This is a genomic window from Pseudonocardia xinjiangensis, from assembly GCF_050948425.1.
Taxonomy (GTDB): domain Bacteria; phylum Actinomycetota; class Actinomycetes; order Mycobacteriales; family Pseudonocardiaceae; genus Pseudonocardia; species Pseudonocardia xinjiangensis.
Map to the genome: position 1 here is coordinate 6,281,683 of NZ_CP192009.1, position 19,096 is coordinate 6,300,778.

A 19,096-nucleotide genomic window follows, 5' to 3' on the forward strand; every position below is an offset into this window, starting at 1 on the left:
TAGCGGCTCCGAACCCGCCGTAGCGCGCGAAATCAGCGACCTACCTCCGCCGGGAGTCCTTGACGAACACGATCCCGTCGACGCCGGCCACGTGAGCCGGATCGAGCGGGGCGTACCCGAACCAGGGGGACACGCGGGCCGCGGGCGTCACGTCGGCGAGGACGAAGGCCAGCCGGTGGGCGTCGACGAGGTAGCGCTCCTCCGGCAGTGCGTACAGCAGCCCTTCGATGGTGTCCGGCGGCGGCGCGTCCACTCCCTGGTGGCGAATCGTGCCGAGGGCGGTGGCGAGGAAGGCGTACTCCTCACCCAGGTGGGCGCTGACGATCGCGCCTGCGCTCCACCATTCCACCGGCAGGCCGCCGAGCCGCATCGAGCTCTTGTCCCGCTGCAGATGCGCGTTGTGGGCGAACACCAGCGCCGGCCCCCGCTCGGCGAGGGCGAGCAGGTTGGCGGCCATCATCGAGGCCCGCAGACCCAGCAGCCGCGCCATACGGCCCGGCGACGTGTCGGCCATCCAGAAGTGGTAGCTCAGCAGCCCGGTCGCGGTGCGGCCGTACAGGCGGGCCCGGTGCCAGTCCTCCCGGGAGGACGTCGCGATCAGGTGTGGCGTCTGCGCGGCGAGCAGGACAACCAGGTCGTCGGCGAGCAACCGCAGCTGTTCGGCGTCGGTCGTCCGCCCCCCGGACCGGGACGGGTCCATCATCGCGGCGGGCTCGATCCACCGGTCGTCGGCGCCGAGCAGGCGGTCGAGCGTGTCCGCGGTGCAGGGCAGTAGGTCGGCGTCCAGCCTGGCGGCGAGGTAGGCGTGGAGTGCGATGAGAGCCTGCCGTGGGCTCGCGGCGCCGGTGATCTCCAGCGGGCCGTCGAAACCGGCGAAGCGCACCTGCTCCGACGCGGGCCGGCCGTCGTTGTACGCGCGCATCCAGCGCACCAGCTCGCGGTTGGCCGCGGACGCGCCGAACCCGTGGCTGAAGCCGCGCGCCATGACGTCGTCGAGGTTGCCGATGCCCGAGGTGACGTAGTCGTCGACGATCAGGCCCATCATGCAGTCGCTCTCGATGGCGATCGTCCGGTAGCACTCCTGCTCGACGAGCTGCCGGAAGAGATCGTTGCGCACGTCGAGCAGATCGTCCTCGCCGTGGGTGGGCTCGCCCAGGGCGAGCAGCCGCGGCCTGCCCGGGAGCAGCCCCATCGCGGCAGCAGGGTCGACGGCATGGGCGGCGTCTGAGGTGACAGCAGTCATACCAGTGAACGGTATCGTTGAACCGCCGGTTGAAACTTCTCGCCGATTCCGGCAGATAAATCGCGCAGAACCTTCAAAGGAGTGGACAGCTGAGGCCGGTTGACCTGGCACGATCGCACGGTCTGTCCACCCAGGCGGTCCGGAACTACGAGGCGGCCGGCATCCTTCCGGCCGCCGAACGCACCCCGCACGGCTACCGCACCTACACGTCGCTGCACGCGCAGGCGCTGCACGCCTTTCTCGCCCTCGTGCCGGGACACGGCCACCAGACGGCCACGTCGATCATGCAGGCGGTCAACCGGGACGCCACCGAGGACGCGCTCCGGCTCATCGACGAGAGCCACGCCCAGCTTCTCGACGACCGCCGCACCCTGGAGGCCGTCGAAGCCGCTGTCGGTGACCTCGAACCCCTGCCGCCGGAACGCGGCGAGATGTTCGTCGGCCCGCTGTCGAGAAGGCTCGGCGTCCGCCCGGCGACCCTGCGCAAGTGGGAACGTGCCGGCGTGGTCCAGCCGCGCCGCGACCGGCAGACGGGCTACCGGGTCTACAGCGCGGCCGACGTGCGCGACGCCCTACTGGCCCACCAGCTCAGGCGCGGTGGCTACCTGCTGGAACAGATCGCCCCGCTGATCGCCCAGGTCCGTTCCGCCGGCGGTGTCGCACCGCTGGAGTCGATGCTGCACGACTGGCGGGCCCGCCTCTCGGCCAGGAGCCGCGCGATGCTCAGCGGCGCTGCCGCGCTGGACGCCTACCTCGCCGCCGGCCCGTGCCGTGCCCGCGCCCGATGAGTCTCACCGCAGAAGCGGGTCTGACCTACTGACCACGCTTCGGCACGAGATGAGAGGTTGCGGGCGATGATCGAGCTGACGCTCGAACGGTACGGCCAGGCGTTGATGGACCAGACCGCGCAGTTCGCTGAGACCGTGCGTCGCGCGGCGGTAGATGCACCGGTACCGACGTGCCCGGAGTGGACCTTGAGCCAGCTCGTGGAGCATGTCGGTCAGACACAGCACTGGGTTGCCTCGATCGTGGAGAAGCGGGTGTCCGACCCGTCGCAGATCCCCACGTCGTTCGCGGCGCTGCCTGCCGACCAGGACGCATGGCCGTCATGGCTGGCCGATGGCGCATCGCTGCTGGCCGCGGCCTGCGTCGATGCCGGCCCGGACGCGCCGGTGTGGAACCCGGCGGGTGACGCTCGGTCGGGGACACGGTTCTGGCTGCCTCGCGTCCTCGCGGAGACGATCATCCACCGCGCCGATGCAGCCGCCACCGCGGACGTGGCCTACCAGCTCGACGCCGAGCTCGCCGCCGGCGCAGTCAGCGATCACCTGGCGATGATGACCTCGCCGGGCGCCGGCGGCGAACACCTCCGCCGTGGCGGCCAACCGGGCAGGTAGCGCGGTGCCATCGAGCCCGACCCGCGGGCACACCTGTTCGGCGGCGACCACCCGCTGCCGGGCCTCGAACCGTTCCCACCCGAGCAGATCCCCCAACGCCGCCGGAGTGGACTTGTAGCCCCGCTCGGCGAACGTCCCGCGCCGCTCCAGCGTGCCCACGGTGGCCACGACCACCCGGTCCAACCGCCGGCTCGTGCCCTCGCACAAGGTGAGCACGGAAAGCAGCTCGTCGTCGGCGGCGCCGGTCTCGGTGGCGGCGGACAGCGCGTCGATCGCCTCGACCAGGAGGCGATGCGCGGTGGTGAGCGGGCTGTCCGACACCCCTTCATCATACTCGAACACATGTTCGAATCGATGTTCGTCGTCGCAGGTCAACCGCCGTTCAGCGCTCGCGTAGGCGGCGTCGCCGTTCAACAGGCTCACACGACCCCCTGCGGACTCGGCGGATGCCGGGGCGGTGATCGGGACAACCACGCGGGCAGGCCGACTCGGCCAGGGCGTTGTGGCAGATCACGAGGTACGCGTCTCCCGCTGGTTGTTCAGCATGGCGTGTCCGTCACGGAGCCCCTGGCCGACGTGCAGCAGCCACCATGGTCGGCGGTCGTCCAATCACCTAGTGGCACACCCTCCCGGCGCATCGCCCGGGCACCCCGGCTGAGCTGGGCGCGGGGCTCCGCGTCGTGCACGCGCTACCGCGGCCCGAGTTCGACCTCCCGCAATACGAGCGATTCGATGGCATCGAGGCAGCATTCACCGAACATCGGTGCTCGACCACGACGACCGACGACGGTTGGCCGAGCACTTCCGTAGCCTGCTAACCGTGTATTCAGAGATCACGCTCATCAACCACCGCAGCTCATCCATGGTGACGCGTGGCAGAGCGACCTCACCGTGATCGACGGCGAACCACCGACCCTCCTCGACTTCCAGAAGGTGAAGCTTGGGACTTCGTGCAGATCGCCGTTGACCACACGGATGGTCTCCCGCGGCAGCGGCGATATCGTCAACCGGCCCGGCTCCAATGCGTTGCTGCGATCCAGGGGCTCCAGTGGGTTGCATTCGCATACGGCAAGGCCGAAGACGATCCGCAGGCGCTCCCCGGGATCCACCACCGCACCGCGTGTATTCGTGGCTAGGTATGCAAGCCGTCACCCGTGCACGCTTTTTGATTGTAAGACTGATACAGCCGACCTCGGCGAGATCGGCCGACGCGGGTGGCGCAGACGGCGTCGGCGCGCCCTTCACCTATCTTCTCACTTACTTTCCAGACGAGATCTTCGAGAAGGACATCCGCGTCCGGCCCACGGTGCTACATGAGCGCTGCGTAGCGCAGCGTCCGCCACAGCGGCGAACTGAGGGGTTCCACACCAGCGCCGCTAGTTCGCCGCCGGATCCACTTCGGCTGGATTCGGCAGCTGGAACTTCATCGAACGGCCCCGCACCGATTCATGACTCAGAAAGCTCATCAGATCCTCGTTCCGCCGTCGCTCCTCGTCTGTGTTCACCAGCGGCTCCAGTCGTAGGCGATCGTAGAGTTCGAACCGGTTCAAGGTAACGAGCACACCCAGGGCGCGGCCGTACTCCCCCGCGGCGACAACGGCTCCCCGGTACGCGACGTAGCCAGCCAAGTACGGCACGACCGCTACCAATAACCAGAGGCCATGGCGGGCCAGGAACAGCACAGCGAGCCCGGTGGCCGCGAACGACACGATCACCATCCGCACCGCGAGGTCAAGCTGCGAGCGCTGGTCATTCACATAGTCCATGTCACCCGGAGCCGCCACCCGCGACAAATAGGGAACAGTGTGGATCGCCGCAATGCCATAAGCCTTTCCGACGTTCCACTCGTACCGACGCAGAACGTTGCCCAACCGAGTCGGCATGATTGCGTCGGCTGTTGTGGGAGCCATGGCTCTGAGCCGATCGATCTCCTGCTTGACGGAATCGAGTTCGATAATGCTCCTGTCCAGCCGTTCGAGCTCCGCCTCGCGCACGTGATTCTGCCGTTCCTGCAGATCCTCAATTTGGCCATCGATTCGACCCGACTTCTCATCCAGCCGGCGCAATCGATCCCAGTGATATTGGATCCGCATGAACCGCATCCGGCGTGCGAACCGTGAAATCCCCCAGTAGCCTTCAAGGAACTGCACGAACGCGAACTGCATCGGGTGGAGGACAACACCTAGCACAAGACTTAGCAACACAAGACCCGTCGCGCCGCCAATACCGATCTCGGTAAAGCCGCGCACCGCCGCCGCCAGGTCCGGTCGACCACTCCACGCCCCGCTGTCCACGAGCAGAACGGTCCAGGCGACCAGCATGGCCGACGGGAGCGCGCTTACTAGGCTGAAGTAGCGGCCGATCGAGTCCCTGGTGCTGGACGCGATCTGCGAAAGGTCGGCCACGTCCTACCCGTCGGTCTCGTGTCCGTTGGGACATCGGTAGACGCCGCCCGTCCATCGCGCCCTCCGGCCGCATTTCGCACAGTCAATCGGACGGCGGCGCTTGCGCTCAGGGTCGCCAGGTGGCGTCGGACCAGGAGAGTTCCGCATGCTGCCCCCTTGGTCTGCTCGCACACCTTCCGACGGCCAATGCCGCCGCGACCTGCGGGAATGGTAGGGGACGCCACCAACCTTGTCTGCCGTCGGCCACGTGGGATCATCAGGATCGATGACCGCTCCGGCACGGCAGGTGTCGATCTGGATCTGGCCGCTTGTCGCCATCGTGCTGGTGGCCGTCGCCGGTCAGGTCTTCGGGCTGCTCGGTGCCATCATCGCGGCAAGCTGCGTCGCCGCCGCCTTGCTCTTCTCTGCCGCTGAGGTTTTCCGTTCGCGCAGGACCAGGAGGGCAGGTGCCATCGCCGCAGTCGCCTTCGTCCTCATCGTGATGGCGTTGTTTGCCCTGCAGGGCGCCTTTCCCTGGTCCCGCAGCGGCATCGCCGCGAAGGACGGACCCGTGGACGCGCGCGGAAAGCGCCCGACGGCCGACGACCTCCGCTCGGCAAACCTCCGCGGTGCTCTGCTCGACGGGGCCGATCTGGTCGGCATCGATCTGCGCGGACGCGACCTTGCAGGTGCGGAGGCTGCGGGAGCCGCGTTGCGCGACGCCAAGCTTGCGGGAACCTCACTGCGCGGAGCCGATCTGCGCGGCGCGGACCTCACAGCGGCCTGTCTCGACGGCGCGGATCTCACCGGTGCCGATCTCACCGGCGCCAGAGTTGAGGGTGCGAGGATCCAGGTCCCGGCTGGTGCCGTCGTATCAGGTTCGCCGCTACCCGCCGGCGGCCGGCCGAGCAGCTGCGGTTGAGTGGATGCTGCGGTCACGCAGGAAGAGCGGGTGCCCGGATTACTGCTGCTGTCTCTGGATCACCCGAGTGCTTACCGACTCTCGCCGTTGCCGTTGCCGTGTCCCGCCGCCACACGGGCGAACACCGCGATCATGCACGACCAGCGCACCGCGGCCTGCACGTGGTGCAGCACCCGTCCTGACCAAGCCGGTGGAGAGCTTGCGTCAGCTGCACGGTGCCGGGCTGCACCGCGAGAAACCGGACCGCCACCTCGATGCAGTCGGCGGCGTTGGGCGGCATCCCCTCGCCGGTCATCGCCTCCGCCAGGCCCTGGACCACCGTTGCGCCCGCCAGAAGTTCAGATACTCCCGCCACGTCAGCCGGTCCAGCTGAGCACTCAGCCGTCGCCGCCGCCTCTCATGTCGAACCCGGCGGGCCCGAGTAACCGCCGGCGGAACGGATCACCCCCTCGACATGGGCATGTTCGTCTGCCCGGGGCCTCGACACTCCGTTGCGGTCGTCACGGCGCGGGGCCGTCCCGCTCGTGAGAATCGTCAACGGCAAGCGAAGCGCCGGAACGATCTGTCGTGGAACGGCTGTCGCAATTCCACCGCACCGGACGCGCCTGCACGCCAGAGCAAGCTCGATGAAGGACGACGCTCGTGCCCAGCCCCCGACCACCTGTCTCCCCGCAGGACCGACGTGATGCCGGCCCGCTCTGGCGCTATCTCCAGCTCGGTCACGAACTGCGCCGCTGCGACGTCGCCATCGGTCTGGGCAGCCACGACCTCGGCGTCGCCACCTACGCGGCGGAGCTGTACCACCGCGGGCTGTTCCCGGTGATCGTCTTCAGCGGTGGCACCTCACCCACCACCCGCGACCGCTTCCCGGAGGGCGAGGCCGTTCGCTACCGCACCCACGCGATCGAGCTCGGGATGCCGGACTCCGCGATCATCGTCGAACCGACGGCCACCAACACCGGCGCGAACATCACGAGGTCCCGGTCCGTTCTCCAGGCCGCGGGGCACGATCCGAGCAGCATCCTGCTGATCTCGAAGCCGTACGCGCAGCGCCGCAGCTACGCCACCATCCGGAAGCTCTGGCCGGAGGTGGACGTCGTCTGTGCCTCGATGCCGCTCGGCTACGACGAATACGTGGCGAGCATCGGCGACGAGGACCTCGTCATCGACATGATGGCCGGGGATCTCCAGCGGATCATCGAGTATCCGTCCCGAGGATTCACTGTCCAGCAGAAGGTGCCGCCCGACGTTCTCGACGCCTGTCGGCGGCTGCACTCGGCAGGTTTCGACAGTCGACAGGTAGCACTCGACGACTCGTGACCGGCCGGCCGCCGTGGCCGCCGGGTGGCGTCGCCCCGCCTACTCGCCGTGGCGGCGGGTCTCGCGGTAGATCGCGATCGCGTGCTGCTGCGAGTTGACCTCGAGCTTCACGAGGATCGACCGGATGTGCGTGCGCACCGTGCTCATCGCCAGTACGGCGTCGACGGCGATGTCGGCGGCCTTCTGCCCGCGCTCCAGCCGTCGGAGCACCTCGAACTCGCGGTCGGTCAACAGGTCCAGCCGCCGCCTGCGCGTGTCGACCTCGGCCCGCGCCACCCGGTGCAGCTCCAGCCAGGCCAGGCGTTCCTTGGTCATCATCACCGCGCGCCCCGCCGACACCTGCAGCACCGTGTGGACCAGCACCTCCAGCGGGCAGCTGCCGGGGACGTAGGCCGCGGCCCCGGCGGCGACGGCGGCGGCCGTGCGCTCCCGGTCGGTCTGGCGGCCCACCACCAGGGTGGGCCAGCCCGACGTCACCGCCTCCGCGACCAGCCCGACGCTCTCCGGGAAGTCCAGGTTCACCACGACGACCCCGCCACCCCGGGACGGCCGCGGGAAACCCGAACCGCTCCCGTTGACCTCGCGCCTCTCCGCGGCGAGCCCGTTGGCCTGCAACGCGCTGACGACGGAGGTGGTGACCAGGTCGGGTGGGCCGACGACGAGCACGGGAACAACGGCCGACATCGATCCGAGCCCCCCGAACGTTCGCAATGCCAATGTCGAGAGAAGGGTCGTCGGAGCGACGGAGATCGTTATCGCCCGTTCATCACGTTTTGGTGATCAGGCGGCGACACCCAGCCACGGCTCCCATGCGGGGAGCGGCTCCACCGCGAGCACGAGGATCCCCCCGGCCGCCCGGTCGGGTGCCCGTGGCACGAAGTCGAGGCCCCAGCCGAGCTCGACGAGCAGCTTGTCGGCCTTGCGGGAGTTGCAGAGGCGGCACGCCGCGACGCAGTTGTCCCAGGTGTGGGTGCCACCGCGGCTGCGGGGGACGACGTGGTCGATCGTGTCGGCGCGCTTGCCGCAGTAGCCGCACCGGCGGCCGTCACGACGCAGGACGCCCGCCCGCGTCATGGGAACGGCGCGACGGTAGGGCACGCGGACGTAGCGGGACAGGCGCATCACCACCGGAGCGGGCACGCTGAGGTTCTCCGAGTGGAAGACGCCGTCGAGGGCGGCCTCCACACACTCGGCCTTGCCGGTGAGCATCAGGACGACGGCACGTTTCGCAGTGACCACTGCGAGCGGCTCGAAAGTCGCGTTGAGAAGCAGGACCCGGGACCCCGTCGGGACCACGCTCGGGTGCGGCGTGATCCCCGGCACCTCCCCTGGATCGGGGTCGGCACCGTTGGGGTCGGGTTGTCGATGCTTCACGCGACCACCTCCGAGGCAGATCAGACCATAGCGGGAGGTGTCTTTGCACGTGTGATATAGGTCCCCATCACGTTTGGATGAGTAGAAGTGTCAGCCTGTAACCGCGTCGAGGGCCCGGCGCACGTCTGCCACCAGATCTTGCTCGTCCTCGCACCCCGCGGAGAAGCGCACCAGCCCCGCCGCCACGTCATCGCCCCAGCGCCGGCGCCGGTCGGCGCTGCTGCGCAGCCCACCGAAACTGGTGGCCGACGCCACGAGCCGCGACGCGGCCAGGAACTGCCCCACCGCGGCCTCACCGGGCAGCGTGAACCTCAGAACCCCGTTCCAGCGCCGCATCTGCCGCACCGCCACGGCGTGGGCGGGATCGTGCGGCAGCCCCGGCCACCGGACGTCGGACACCAGCGGGTGCTCCGCGACCGCAGCGGCCACCGCGGCAGCGTTGGACGCCTGCCGGGCCAGCCGGAGGTCGAGGGTGCCCAGCCCGCGGTGCGCGAGCCACACCTCCATCGGCCCGGGCACGGCGCCGCCGCGCGTGCGCGCCTCCCGCAGCCGCACCGCGAGCGCGGGATCCCGGACGCTCACGTGGCCCAGCAGGACGTCACCGTGCCCGGCGAGCCCCTTGGTGTCGCTCGCGAGCGTGATGTCCGCGCCGAGGGCGAGCGGCTGCTGCCCGAGCGGTGTCGCCGTGGTGTTGTCGACGGCGAGCAGCGCGCCTGCGGCGTGGGCGGCCTCGGCGGCGGCCGCGATGTCGGCCACGTCGAGCCCGGGGTTGGAGGGCGTCTCCAGCAGGACGAGCGCGGCCCCGTCGAGCACCCCGGCAGGCCACTCGCCCACCGTCGGCACCTCGCGCACCTGCACGCCGAGCGGGCCCAGCTCCTCGTGGGCGAGGGAGCGCGCCAGGTAGTACCCGTCCGACGGCACGACCAGCGCGCCGTCGCGGCCCGCCAGCCGCAGCACCGCCGCGATCGCGGCCATCCCCGACGCGAACAGCACGCACTCGCCGCCGTCGAGCTCCCCGATGGCGGTCTCCAGCGACCGCCAGGTGGGGTTGCCCGCGCGGCCGTAGAAGTCCGTGGGCGGCGGGTCGTCGGGCAGCCCGAGGTGGAACGTCGTGGCCAGCACCGGCCCGGGATGCAGGGGCTCCCCCAGGCCGTGGTCGTGCACGCCACCGTGCACGCAGCGCGTCCCGTCTCCGAGAACGGTCATTCCGGACGTGGGGTTCTGCTGATCAGTTCCTTGCCCATCTCCGCGGCGGACAACCCTTCGTGACAGACGCGCCGGACGGCGTCGGCGATCGGGACCTCCACCCCGTGCCGGCCGGCCAGCTCGCAGATCGACAGGCACGACTTCACGCCCTCGGCCACCTGCCCGTGGTTGGCCGCCTCCGCCTGCGCGAGCGACTCGCCGCGCCCCAGGTGCTCGCCGAACGTCCGGTTCCGGGAGAGCGGCGACGAGCACGTGGCGACGAGGTCGCCGAGCCCGGCCAGGCCGGCGAACGTCAACGGGTCGGCGCCCAGCACCACGCCGAGCCGTGCGATCTCGGCGAGGCCGCGGGTGATCAGCGAGGCCCTCGTGTTGTCGCCGAAGCCCATCCCGGTGGCGATCCCGCAGGCCAGCGCGATGACGTTCTTGCCCGCCCCGCCCAGCTCGCACCCGATCACGTCGGTGTTGGTGTAGGACCGGAAGTACCCCGTGGTGCAGGCCTGCTGGAGCGCGACCGCACGGTCGTGGTCGATGCAGGCGATCACCGTGGCGGTCGGTTCCTCCGTGGCTACCTCGCGCACCAGGTTGGGCCCGGAGACGACGGCCACCTGCTCGGCGGGCACCCCGGTGACGTCGATGATCACCTCGCTCATCCGCTGCAGCGTGCCGAGCTCCACCCCCTTCGCCAGGCTGACGAGGGTGCGGTCCGGCGGCAGCATGTCGCGCCACACCGCGAGGTTCGCGCGCAGCGTCTGCGACGGCACGGCGAACACCACGCTGTCGGCGCCGTCCAGTGCGGCGGCGGGGTCGGTGGTGGCGGTGAGCAGCGCGGGCAGGACGATCCCCGGCAGGTAGTCCGGGTTGCAGTGCCGCTCGTTGACGGCGGCGGCCACCTCGTCGCGGCGCGCCCACAGCCGCACCTCGCGCCCGGCGTCGGCCATCACCTTCGCGAACGCCGTGCCCCACGAGCCCGCACCGAGGACGGCGACCCGGCGGACCTCACGGGCACCGCTCACGACCCGGCTCCGGGACGGAAGAACTGCGCCGGTGCCTTCTCGTGGCGCACCTCGGCCAGCAGCTCACTCACCCTCTTCATGATCAGATCGGTGACCTCACGGAGGATCGTGGCGTCGAGCGGTCGCCCGCGGTACGCCGAGAGGTCGACGGGTTCGCCGCACCGCACCGTGATCGGCTTGCGGGGCAGCGGCCGGAACTTCTTGTTGTAGCCGTCGAACACCTCACGCGTGCCCCAGTGCACGAAGGGCACGACGGGGACGTCGGCCGAGAGCGCCAGCCTGGCAACCCCCGTGCGGGCGAGCATCGGCCAGCCTTCCGGGTCGCGGGTGATCGTTCCTTCCGGATATATCACCACGACCTTGCCGTCCTGCAGCGCCCTGGTGCCGTCACGCAGGCTGTGCTGCGCGTCGGCCGACTCGCGGTAGACCGGGATCTGGCCGCTGCCCTTCATGGCCCGCCCCAGCACCGGCGCGCTCCACAGACTGTTCTTCGCGAGGAACCGCGGCACCCGCCGCGCGCGGTGCACCACCAGTCCGCTGAAGACCGGGTCGAGGTGGGAGATGTGGTTGGCCACCATGAGCGCACCGCCCGTGGCCGGGATGTGCTCCTTGCCCTCGAAGCGGGAACGGGCCACCAGCCAGCCGATCGGATAGAAGAACACCGCGCAGAACGCGATCCAGAAGCCACCCTTCTCACGCCTCACGCACGAACCTCCGATCCTGGCTGACGGGCGAGAGTCTTCCTGGCCGGGCGCCCGGGGTCCACCTCCGGGTCCGGTGCACCATGGAGGGGTGGGCTCGATGATGTCGACCGTTGACCTGGTGGTACCGGTCAAGCACCTGGGCGCAGCCAAATCTCGGCTGCGCGGCGCCGCCGACCAGGGAATCGGCGATGCCGGCGCCCATGCGCGGCTCGCACTCGCACTCGCACACGACACGGTCGCGGCGGTGCGGGCCGCCACCCGCGTCCGGCGGCTGCTCGTGATCAGCTCGGATCCCGTGGTGGCCGCCGAGTTCGGGGCCGTCGGGGTGGAGGTCGTCCCGGACGGCCCGATCCCGGGCCTCAACCCGGCCTACGAGCGCGGCGCGGCACTGCTGCGTGACGGCGACCCCGTCACTGCCATCGGAGCGCTGCAGGCCGACCTCCCGGCCCTGCGTCCCGCCGAGCTCGACGACGCGATCGCCGCCGCACTCGCCCTGTTCGGCGGGGGCCGGGTCGGCCGCGCCTTCTCCTCCGACGCCGAGGGCACCGGCACCACGCTCCTGCTCGCCGCGGGGGGCACCGCGCTCGACCCGCGGTTCGGCGAGGGCTCGGCCCGGCGGCACGAGGAGTCGGGGGCCAGCCCGCTGCGCGGTGGCTGGCCCGGCCTGCGCCGCGACGTCGACACCGCCGACGACCTGCGCGACGCCGCCGACCTCGGTCTCGGCGTGCACACCAGGTGCGTGCTCATGCCCAGCGCGGGCTGCTGAGCTATCGGGAGACTAGCTCCCGGCCTCCGGCACGGAGGAGGAGAAGGCGATGCCCAGCAGGGAGCGCTGCAGGCCGTCCAGGGTGCGGGGGTCCCAGCCGGTGTGCTGCTTCCACCGGTCGAGCCGGTACTTCACGGTGTTGGGGTGCACGTGCAGCGCCCGGGCGCTCGCGGTGACCGAGAACCCGTTGTCGGCGAAAGCCCGGACGGCGTCGCACAGATGGGGCTGCTCGACCGCGGCCGTCGTGTCCGTCAACTGCCGCAGCCGGTCCATGTGGGGCAGCAGCGTGGCGGCCAGCCACTCGGAGCCGAAGCGGACGACGCCCCCGCCGTTGCGCTGGGCCACCGCGAGCGAACGCTCGGCGTCGACCACGGCCGCCGCGGCGCCGGCGAGGCCGGGCCGCACCAGGCCGACCCCGGCCACCGGCGACGTGTCGCGGCTCAGCAGATCGAGGATCCGTTCCGCCGACGTCCGCTGGAAGACGATCACCAGAACGGGACCGCGGGTGATCGCACTCGACGTGCCCGGCTCGGCCCGCAGCCGCCGGCGCAGCACGTCGAGGTCCGCCGGTGGCCACGGGCCGGCCGGGCAGCAGATCGCCTGGAACTCCGCCTGCGGATCGAACGCGAGCGCGTGCGCCAGCAGCTCCGTGGACTCGGCGGTGACCCGGCCGGCGTAGAGGGCGTCGAGAAGCTCGTGGCCCAGGCCGATCCGGTTCTCCTCACGGGTACGGGTGGTCTCGGCGTGACCGTCGGCCACCGCGATCGTGATCACGCGGAGCCACGCCCACACGAGGTTCACCAGGCCCAGCAGGCGCGCCGCCTGCTGAGGGTCCTTGGCCTGGGCCCGGCACAGCAGCGCGTTCCACGCGTCGCGGTACCCGAGGTGGTAGGCGGAGAGCACCTCCTCCACGGCAACGCCCTGCTGGGCGCGCCTGCGTCCCATCGCGCGCGCGTGCTCGGCATCGGCCCTGGCCGGCAGCCGCCGCGTGGCGAGCCCGGCGAGCAGTCCGCGGACGTGTTCGCGCACCATCTCCTCGTGATCCGGCCGGGGCACGACCCGATACGTGGGAAGTTCCTCCCGGATACTGGTGACGACATCCCGCACGAACGCCGCAATATCCCTTTCGACTCCCTCGCAGAGTGATCTGACGAATTCCCAGTCACCGTCCGAGATGTCGTGCTCGGAAGCATCTGTGCGCACCACCAGGACCACGGTACCTGTGGTTTCCACAAGATGAATGCGCGAGAACTGGGCGATACGCGGGAAGCATCTGCGGCAGTTTCTTGCCAGGCTCGCCACTATCAGCGAAGGGGGACCATCGTGAGCGCGACGTGGAATGTCGATGAGTTCGTCAAGGCCGCTGCGGTGACCGTCGACGAGCTGGCGGGCTACGTGGACGAGTCCCAGCGCGGGCTGGCACCCGTGCTCCGGCGCACCCCGCCGGCGGAGCTGGCGGAACGGCTGGGGCTCTGCAGCTGGATCCGTACCGGGGGTATGACGCCGGACAGCTACCGCGATTTCCTCTACGACTACCTCAATGAGGGAACCCGGCTGCACCACCCGGCCTACCTGGCACATCAGGTTGCTCCGCCCGACTTCCCCGCGGCACTGGCCGACTTCGTCCACGGGGCCGCCAACAACGTGATGTCGATCTACGAGATGGGCGCTTCCGCAGCGACCGTCGAGTTCGCGGTGATCCGCTGGATGCTCGGCAAGGTGGGCTTCGGCGCGGGTGGCGGCGGGGTGCTCACGCACGGCGGGTCGCTGGCCAACCTCACCGCGCTGCTGGCGGCGCGGGCACGAACGGCGCCGGAGGCGTGGACCGACGGGGGGCCGCCGGACCTCGTCCTGCTCGCGCCGCCGTCGGCGCACTACTCCCTCACCCGCGCCGCCGGCATCCTCGGCATGGGCGCACGCAACGTCGTTCCGCTCCCGGTGGACGATCTCGGGCGGATCGACGTGGCGCGGCTTCCCGAGGTCCTCGATCCGGCACAGCGCCCGATCGCGCTGGTGGCCGACGCCTGCGCCACGGGCACGGGGCTCTACGACGACCTGCGCGGGATCGGGGAGTTCTGCGCCGCGCACCACATCTGGTTCCACGTCGACGGGACGCACGGCGCGTCGGCTCTGCTCTCGGACAACCACCAGCACCTGCTCGACGGCATCGAGCTGGCCGACTCGGTGGTGTGGGACGCGCACAAGATGCTGCGGACCTCGGGGGTGGTGGCCGCGGTGCTCACCCGGCGCGAGGCCGACCTGGACGCGGCGTTCCAGCAGGAGGCGGCGTACCTCTTCTACGGCGACCAGGGCTTCGACCAGCTCCGCAGGACCGTCGAGGGCACGAAGGCCGAGCTGGGCCTCAAGGTGTTCCTCAACCTCGCCTGGCGTGGGGAACGCGGCATGGGCGACTACGTCGCCGCGCAGTACGCCACGGCCCACCGCTTCTGGGAGCTGGCCGTGAGCCGCCCCGGGTTCGAGTGTCCCTACGAGCCGGAGAGCAACATCGTCTGCTTCCGGTACGGCACGGGGGACCAGGCCGCGCTGCGTGAGCAGCTGATGGCCGAGGGCAGCTTCCACCTCAGCTCCACCGAGATCGACGGTGCGCGCCATCTCAGGGTCACGGTCATGGCGCCGGCCACCGACGACCGGACGCTGGAGTCGCTCCTCGACCGGATCGCGGAGACCCGGCCGGCGGCGACGGGGCACTGAGCGGGCGCCGCCGGGTGGCGAGGGGTCACTCGGCGGAGTCCCGTTCCCCCATGTGACCAGCTCGTTTATGACCGGCGCACGGCGCTGAGCTGGGAAACTGTCCGGCCTGAGGCAGAGTTCACCCAGTCGACCGTCCGCGGGCAGGGCAGGGAGGCCTCAGGTGGGACAGAATCACCATCGTGGGTGACGACGTGAGCAGTTCTGCAGTCCCGGAGCCCGGCCCCGAGGACCAGACGCCCGCGCGGGGCACGCGCGGGCGGCGGTCGCCGCGGCCGTCCACCCGGCGGGTCCACGCCGCGAGCCGCCCGGTGAGCAGCACCGCGGTACCGGTACGTGACGACGAGCCGGACACCGACCAGCGCAGCCACCGGGGCCGGCAGCCCGGGCCGACCGCCGCCCCCACGGGGGCCAATGCCGCAAGCCCGCACGCCCCGTCGATCTCGGCCGCCGCGGTGCCCGTCAGCCCGCCGGCGCGCACGCTGGCTCCGGTCTCCGAACTTCCCGACGACCGCTACCTCAACCGGGAGCTGTCGTGGCTGGACTTCAACGCCAGGGTCCTGGCGCTCGCCGAGGACCCCAGCCAGCCGTTGCTGGAACGCGCCAAGTTCCTGGCGATCTTCGCGTCCAACCTCGACGAGTTCTACATGGTGCGGGTGGCCGGGCTGAAGCGCCGCGACGAGACCGGGCTCGCCGTCCGCAGCGCCGACGGCCTGTCCCCCCGGGAACAGCTGGCGCGGATCGCGGCGCGCACCCAGGCGATCTCCGAGGCCCACGCGCGGGTCTTCCTCGACCACGTGCGCCCCGAGCTCGAGGCCGAGGGCATCTGCATCCTGCGCTGGGGCGACCTCTCCGACGACCAGCGGGCAAGGCTGTCGGCCTACTTCTCCGCCCAGGTGTTCCCGGTGCTCACCCCGCTGGCGGTGGACCCGGCCCACCCGTTCCCCTACATCTCCGGGCTCTCGCTGAACCTCGCCGTCACCGTGCGCGACCCCGAGGGCCGCACGGAGCGGTTCGCGCGCGTCAAGGTGCCCAACAACGTGCCGCGGCTCGTGCGGGTGCACACCGACGACGACACGATCACGTTCCTGCCCATCGAGGACCTGATCTCCGCCCACCTCGGCGAGCTGTTCACCGGCATGGAGCTCGCGGAGGTGCATGCCTTCCGGGTCACCCGCAACGCCGACGTGGAGGTCGAGGAGGACCGCGACGAGGACCTGCTGCAGTCGCTGGAGCGCGAGCTGGCCCGGCGCCGGTTCGGCCCCCCCGTCCGCCTCGAGGTCACCGACACGATGAGCGAGCACGTGCTGGAGCTGCTGCTGCGCGAGCTCGACGTCCACCCCGGCGACGTCGTCACCGTGCCGGGCCTGCTCGACCTCACCTCGCTGTGGGCCGTGCACGGCGTCGACCGGCCCGACCTCAAGGACGAGCCGTTCGTCCCGGCCACGCACCCGGCGTTCGCCGACCGGGAGACCCCGCGCAGCGTGTTCGCCACCCTGCGGGAGGGGGACGTGCTCGTGCACCACCCCTACGACTCGTTCTCCACCAGCGTGCAGCGGTTCATCGAGCAGGCCGCCTCCGACCCGAACGTGCTCGCCATCAAGCAGACGCTCTACCGCACCTCCGGCGACTCCCCCATCGTCGACGCCCTCATCGACGCCGCCGCGGCAGGCAAGCAGGTCGTGGCGCTGGTGGAGATCAAGGCGCGGTTCGACGAGCAGGCGAACATCCGGTGGGCCCGTGAGCTGGAGAAGGCGGGCGTGCACGTCGTCTACGGGCTGGTCGGCCTGAAGACGCACTGCAAGACCTCGCTCGTGGTGCGCCAGGAGGGCTCGACGATCCGGCGCTACTGCCACATCGGCACCGGCAACTACAACCCGAAGACCGCGCGCCTCTACGAGGACCTCGGGGTGCTCACCGCCGACCCGACGATCGGCGCCGACCTCACCGACCTGTTCAACTCCCTCACCGGCTACTCCCGCCAGACCTCCTACCGCAGCCTGCTCGTGGCGCCCTACGGCGTCCGCCGCGGCATCGTCCGGCGGATCGAGGACGAGATCGAGGCCCACCGCGCGGGCAACCCGGCCGCACGCATCCGCTTCAAGGCCAACTCGCTGGTCGACGAGCAGGTGATCGACGCGCTCTACCGCGCGTCCCAGGCGGGCGTGCCGGTGGATGTGGTGGTGCGCGGCATCTGCGCGATCCGCCCCGGCCGGGCGGGGCTGTCGGAGAACATCCACGTCCGCTCGATACTGGGCCGGTTCCTCGAGCACTCCCGGGTGTTCCACTTCGGAGCGGCCGACGAGTACTGGATCGGCAGCGCCGACATGATGCACCGCAACCTGGACCGGCGGGTCGAGGTGCTGCTGCGGGTGGCCGACCAGAGCCTCGCGGACAAGCTGGGCGAGATGTTCGACTCCTGCCTCGACCCTGCCACCCGGTGCTGGACGCTGCACGCCGACGGGTCGTGGGAGCCGTCGCCGCCGCCGGGGTCCGGGGTGTCACCGGTGCGCGACCACCAGGCCGAGATGATGCTGCGCCACGCAGCGGGCGCTGTGGCCGTGGCCGACGACGAATGAGCGCGGCACACCGCCCCGGCACCACCGACCGGACCAGGTTCGACGTGCTGGCCGCCGGGGCCGTGCTCTGGCGGCACGGCACCCACGGCGTCGAGCTGGGGCTCGTGCACCGGCCGAGCTACGACGACTGGTCGTTCCCGAAGGGCAAGCTCGATCCGGACGAGACCCTGCCCTTCGCCGCGGCCCGCGAGGTCACCGAGGAGACCGGCCAGCGCGTCCGGCTCGGCCCGGTGCTCGGCGACGTGCACTACCGGGTCCCCGAGGGCGACAAGCTGGTGCGGTACTGGTCCGCCGAGGCGTGCGGCGGCGGCTTCGTGGCCAACGGCGAGACCGACGAGCTGCGCTGGGTCGACGTGCCCCACGCCGCCGAGATGCTGTCCTACCGGCGCGACCTCGACGTACTGGCGCGGTTCGCCGCGATCGGGACACCGGCGTCCACGGTGCTGCTCGTGCGGCACGCCAAGGCGGGCAGCCGCAACCAGTGGGACGGCGACGACGCGCTGCGGCCGCTCTCGGGCACGGGCCACGAGCAGGCCCAGCGGCTGGCCCGCCTGCTGGCGCTCTTCGGCCCGGACCGCATCGCCAGCGCCTCCCCGGTGCGCTGCCGCGACACGGTGGCGCCGCTCGCCGAGGCGTACGGCATCCCGGTCCTCGACGTGCGGCTGCTCGGCGAGGACGAGTACGAGAAGGAGCCCGAGTCGGGGCTCGCCAGGTTCCGGGAGCTGGCCGCCGAGCCGGGCGTCACCGTGGCGTGCAGCCAGGGTGGCGTGATCCCGCACCTCATCGGCACGCTCGCCACGGGCTCGGGCGTGCCCGGGGTGGATCCTGGCGACGTGCAGGCGAAGAAAGCGAGCGCCTGGACGCTGACCTTCGGCACCGATGGCGCACTCCGCACGGCGGACTACTACCCGCGCCCGAAGGGCTGACCGCGGGCTACTTCTTCTTGCCCTTCCGGGGCTTGTCGTCCTTGCCCTTCGCCGGCTTGGACGCGGGCTTCGACCGGCCCGCCGCCTTGGCGGGCTTCTCGGCCTTCACCTTCACCTTCGGCTGCTTGCCGGCGGGCTTCCCGGCCGGCTCGGCGAGCGCTTCGGGCTCAGCGACCGCGGTGGCCGTGGCCGCCCGGGCGGAGGCCGCCACCGAGCGGGCAGGCGGCGGCACGGCGACACCGCTGACCGCCGAGCGGAACGCCAGCCCCGGCCGGAACGCCGGCACCGTGGTGGCCGGGACGGCCACGGTCTCCCCCGTGCGGGGGTTACGGGCCAGCCGGGCGGCGCGGGCCCGGGCGGTGAACACGCCGAAACCGGGAAGCGACACCGAGTCGCCCGATCCGACGGTCTCCACGATGGTCTCGAGCAGACCGTCCACCGCGGTGGCCGCGTTGCGGCGGTCGCCGAGCCGCGCCGCCAGCGCGTCCACGAGCTGCGTCTTGTTCATGGTCCAACCGTAGAACGCCCGGCCCGCTGTGGGCGCGTGACGTGG

General features: G+C 71.0%; 17 protein-coding genes and 1 pseudogene. 8 read left to right on the plus strand and 10 right to left on the minus strand.

The features are described 5' to 3' along the window. Window positions 1-40 precede the first annotated feature (40 nt). Window positions 41-1,243, minus strand: a complete 1,203-nt coding sequence (locus tag ACQPZA_RS29555) for an erythromycin esterase family protein (protein WP_433275406.1) — start codon at window positions 1,241-1,243, stop codon at window positions 41-43. A gap of 89 nt (window positions 1,244-1,332) precedes the next feature. On the opposite strand from ACQPZA_RS29555, the gene ACQPZA_RS29560 reads away from it, so the two are divergent. Together ACQPZA_RS29560 and ACQPZA_RS29565 are read left to right on the plus strand one after the other, a co-directional pair. Next, window positions 1,333-2,031, plus strand: coding sequence for a TioE family transcriptional regulator (locus ACQPZA_RS29560; protein WP_433283048.1), 699 nt, complete (start codon window positions 1,333-1,335; stop codon window positions 2,029-2,031). 105 nt (window positions 2,032-2,136) lie between these two features. Further along, complete coding sequence (locus ACQPZA_RS29565) at window positions 2,137-2,640, plus strand: maleylpyruvate isomerase N-terminal domain-containing protein (RefSeq protein WP_433283050.1); 504 nt, start codon at window positions 2,137-2,139, stop codon at window positions 2,638-2,640. On the opposite strand, the pseudogene ACQPZA_RS29570 reads toward ACQPZA_RS29565, so the two are convergent. Continuing rightward, window positions 2,572-3,114, minus strand: a pseudogene (locus ACQPZA_RS29570) (DUF222 domain-containing protein); the annotation flags it as partial. The gene ACQPZA_RS29565 and the pseudogene ACQPZA_RS29570 sit on opposite strands and share 69 nt — an antisense overlap. A gap of 902 nt (window positions 3,115-4,016) precedes the next feature. After that, a complete protein-coding gene (locus tag ACQPZA_RS29575) occupies window positions 4,017-5,045 on the minus strand; it encodes a hypothetical protein (RefSeq protein ID WP_433275407.1) in 1,029 nt (342 codons plus the stop codon). A gap of 265 nt (window positions 5,046-5,310) precedes the next feature. On the opposite strand from ACQPZA_RS29575, the gene ACQPZA_RS29580 reads away from it, so the two are divergent. Beyond that, on the plus strand, window positions 5,311-5,946 hold the full coding sequence (locus ACQPZA_RS29580; protein WP_433275408.1) for a pentapeptide repeat-containing protein: 636 nt from the start codon (window positions 5,311-5,313) through the stop codon (window positions 5,944-5,946). A 642-nt stretch (window positions 5,947-6,588) separates the two neighbouring features. Further along, window positions 6,589-7,266 carry a YdcF family protein gene (locus tag ACQPZA_RS29585; RefSeq protein ID WP_433275409.1) on the plus strand — a complete coding sequence of 226 codons (678 nt, stop codon included), beginning with the start codon at window positions 6,589-6,591 and terminating at the stop codon, window positions 7,264-7,266. 39 nt (window positions 7,267-7,305) lie between these two features. Here the strand turns inward: ACQPZA_RS29585 and ACQPZA_RS29590 are convergent, their stop codons facing one another. The 5 genes from ACQPZA_RS29590 to ACQPZA_RS29610 all read right to left on the minus strand — a co-directional run bounded on the left by ACQPZA_RS29590 (window position 7,306) and on the right by ACQPZA_RS29610 (window position 11,563). Further along, window positions 7,306-7,950 (minus strand): response regulator transcription factor, encoded by a 645-nt coding sequence (locus tag ACQPZA_RS29590; protein ID WP_433275410.1) that lies wholly within the window; start codon window positions 7,948-7,950, stop codon window positions 7,306-7,308. A gap of 96 nt (window positions 7,951-8,046) precedes the next feature. Then, window positions 8,047-8,640, minus strand: a complete 594-nt coding sequence (locus ACQPZA_RS29595) for an HNH endonuclease (protein ID WP_312858987.1) — start codon at window positions 8,638-8,640, stop codon at window positions 8,047-8,049. Window positions 8,641-8,730: 90 nt separating this feature from the next. After that, window positions 8,731-9,846: a cystathionine gamma-lyase gene (locus ACQPZA_RS29600; RefSeq protein ID WP_433275411.1), complete on the minus strand. Its 1,116-nt coding sequence runs from the start codon at window positions 9,844-9,846 to the stop codon at window positions 8,731-8,733. Then, the gene (locus tag ACQPZA_RS29605) at window positions 9,843-10,859 is read right to left on the minus strand and encodes an NAD(P)H-dependent glycerol-3-phosphate dehydrogenase (RefSeq protein WP_169394941.1); all 1,017 of its coding nucleotides are present in this window, start codon (window positions 10,857-10,859) and stop codon (window positions 9,843-9,845) included. Before ACQPZA_RS29605 ends, ACQPZA_RS29600 begins: the two co-directional genes overlap by 4 nt. After that, window positions 10,856-11,563, minus strand: coding sequence for a lysophospholipid acyltransferase family protein (locus ACQPZA_RS29610; protein WP_169394942.1), 708 nt, complete (start codon window positions 11,561-11,563; stop codon window positions 10,856-10,858). Before ACQPZA_RS29610 ends, ACQPZA_RS29605 begins: the two co-directional genes overlap by 4 nt. Window positions 11,564-11,660: 97 nt before the next feature. On the opposite strand from ACQPZA_RS29610, the gene cofC reads away from it, so the two are divergent. Continuing rightward, the gene (gene cofC, locus ACQPZA_RS29615; protein WP_169394943.1) at window positions 11,661-12,329 is read left to right on the plus strand and encodes a 2-phospho-L-lactate guanylyltransferase; all 669 of its coding nucleotides are present in this window, start codon (window positions 11,661-11,663) and stop codon (window positions 12,327-12,329) included. Window positions 12,330-12,341: 12 nt separating this feature from the next. On the opposite strand, the gene ACQPZA_RS29620 is transcribed toward cofC, so the two are convergent. Next, window positions 12,342-13,385 (minus strand): PucR family transcriptional regulator, encoded by a 1,044-nt coding sequence (locus ACQPZA_RS29620; RefSeq protein WP_433275412.1) that lies wholly within the window; start codon window positions 13,383-13,385, stop codon window positions 12,342-12,344. Between the two features lie 267 nt (window positions 13,386-13,652). On the opposite strand from ACQPZA_RS29620, the gene ACQPZA_RS29625 reads away from it, so the two are divergent. The 3 genes from ACQPZA_RS29625 to ACQPZA_RS29635 all read left to right on the plus strand — a co-directional run bounded on the left by ACQPZA_RS29625 (window position 13,653) and on the right by ACQPZA_RS29635 (window position 18,543). Then, a complete protein-coding gene (locus ACQPZA_RS29625; RefSeq protein WP_433275413.1) occupies window positions 13,653-15,041 on the plus strand; it encodes a pyridoxal phosphate-dependent decarboxylase family protein in 1,389 nt (462 codons plus the stop codon). Window positions 15,042-15,349: 308 nt separating this feature from the next. After that, window positions 15,350-17,617, plus strand: a complete 2,268-nt coding sequence (locus ACQPZA_RS29630; protein WP_169394958.1) for an RNA degradosome polyphosphate kinase — start codon at window positions 15,350-15,352, stop codon at window positions 17,615-17,617. Beyond that, entirely contained in the window at window positions 17,614-18,543 is a 930-nt protein-coding gene (locus ACQPZA_RS29635; RefSeq protein WP_433275414.1) for an NUDIX hydrolase, read from the plus strand. Before ACQPZA_RS29630 ends, ACQPZA_RS29635 begins: the two co-directional genes overlap by 4 nt. Window positions 18,544-18,550: 7 nt before the next feature. Here ACQPZA_RS29635 and ACQPZA_RS29640 read toward each other — a convergent pair whose 3' ends face one another. Further along, complete coding sequence (locus ACQPZA_RS29640) at window positions 18,551-19,051, minus strand: HU family DNA-binding protein (RefSeq protein WP_433275415.1); 501 nt, start codon at window positions 19,049-19,051, stop codon at window positions 18,551-18,553. Between the last annotated feature and the right edge of the window lie 45 nt (window positions 19,052-19,096).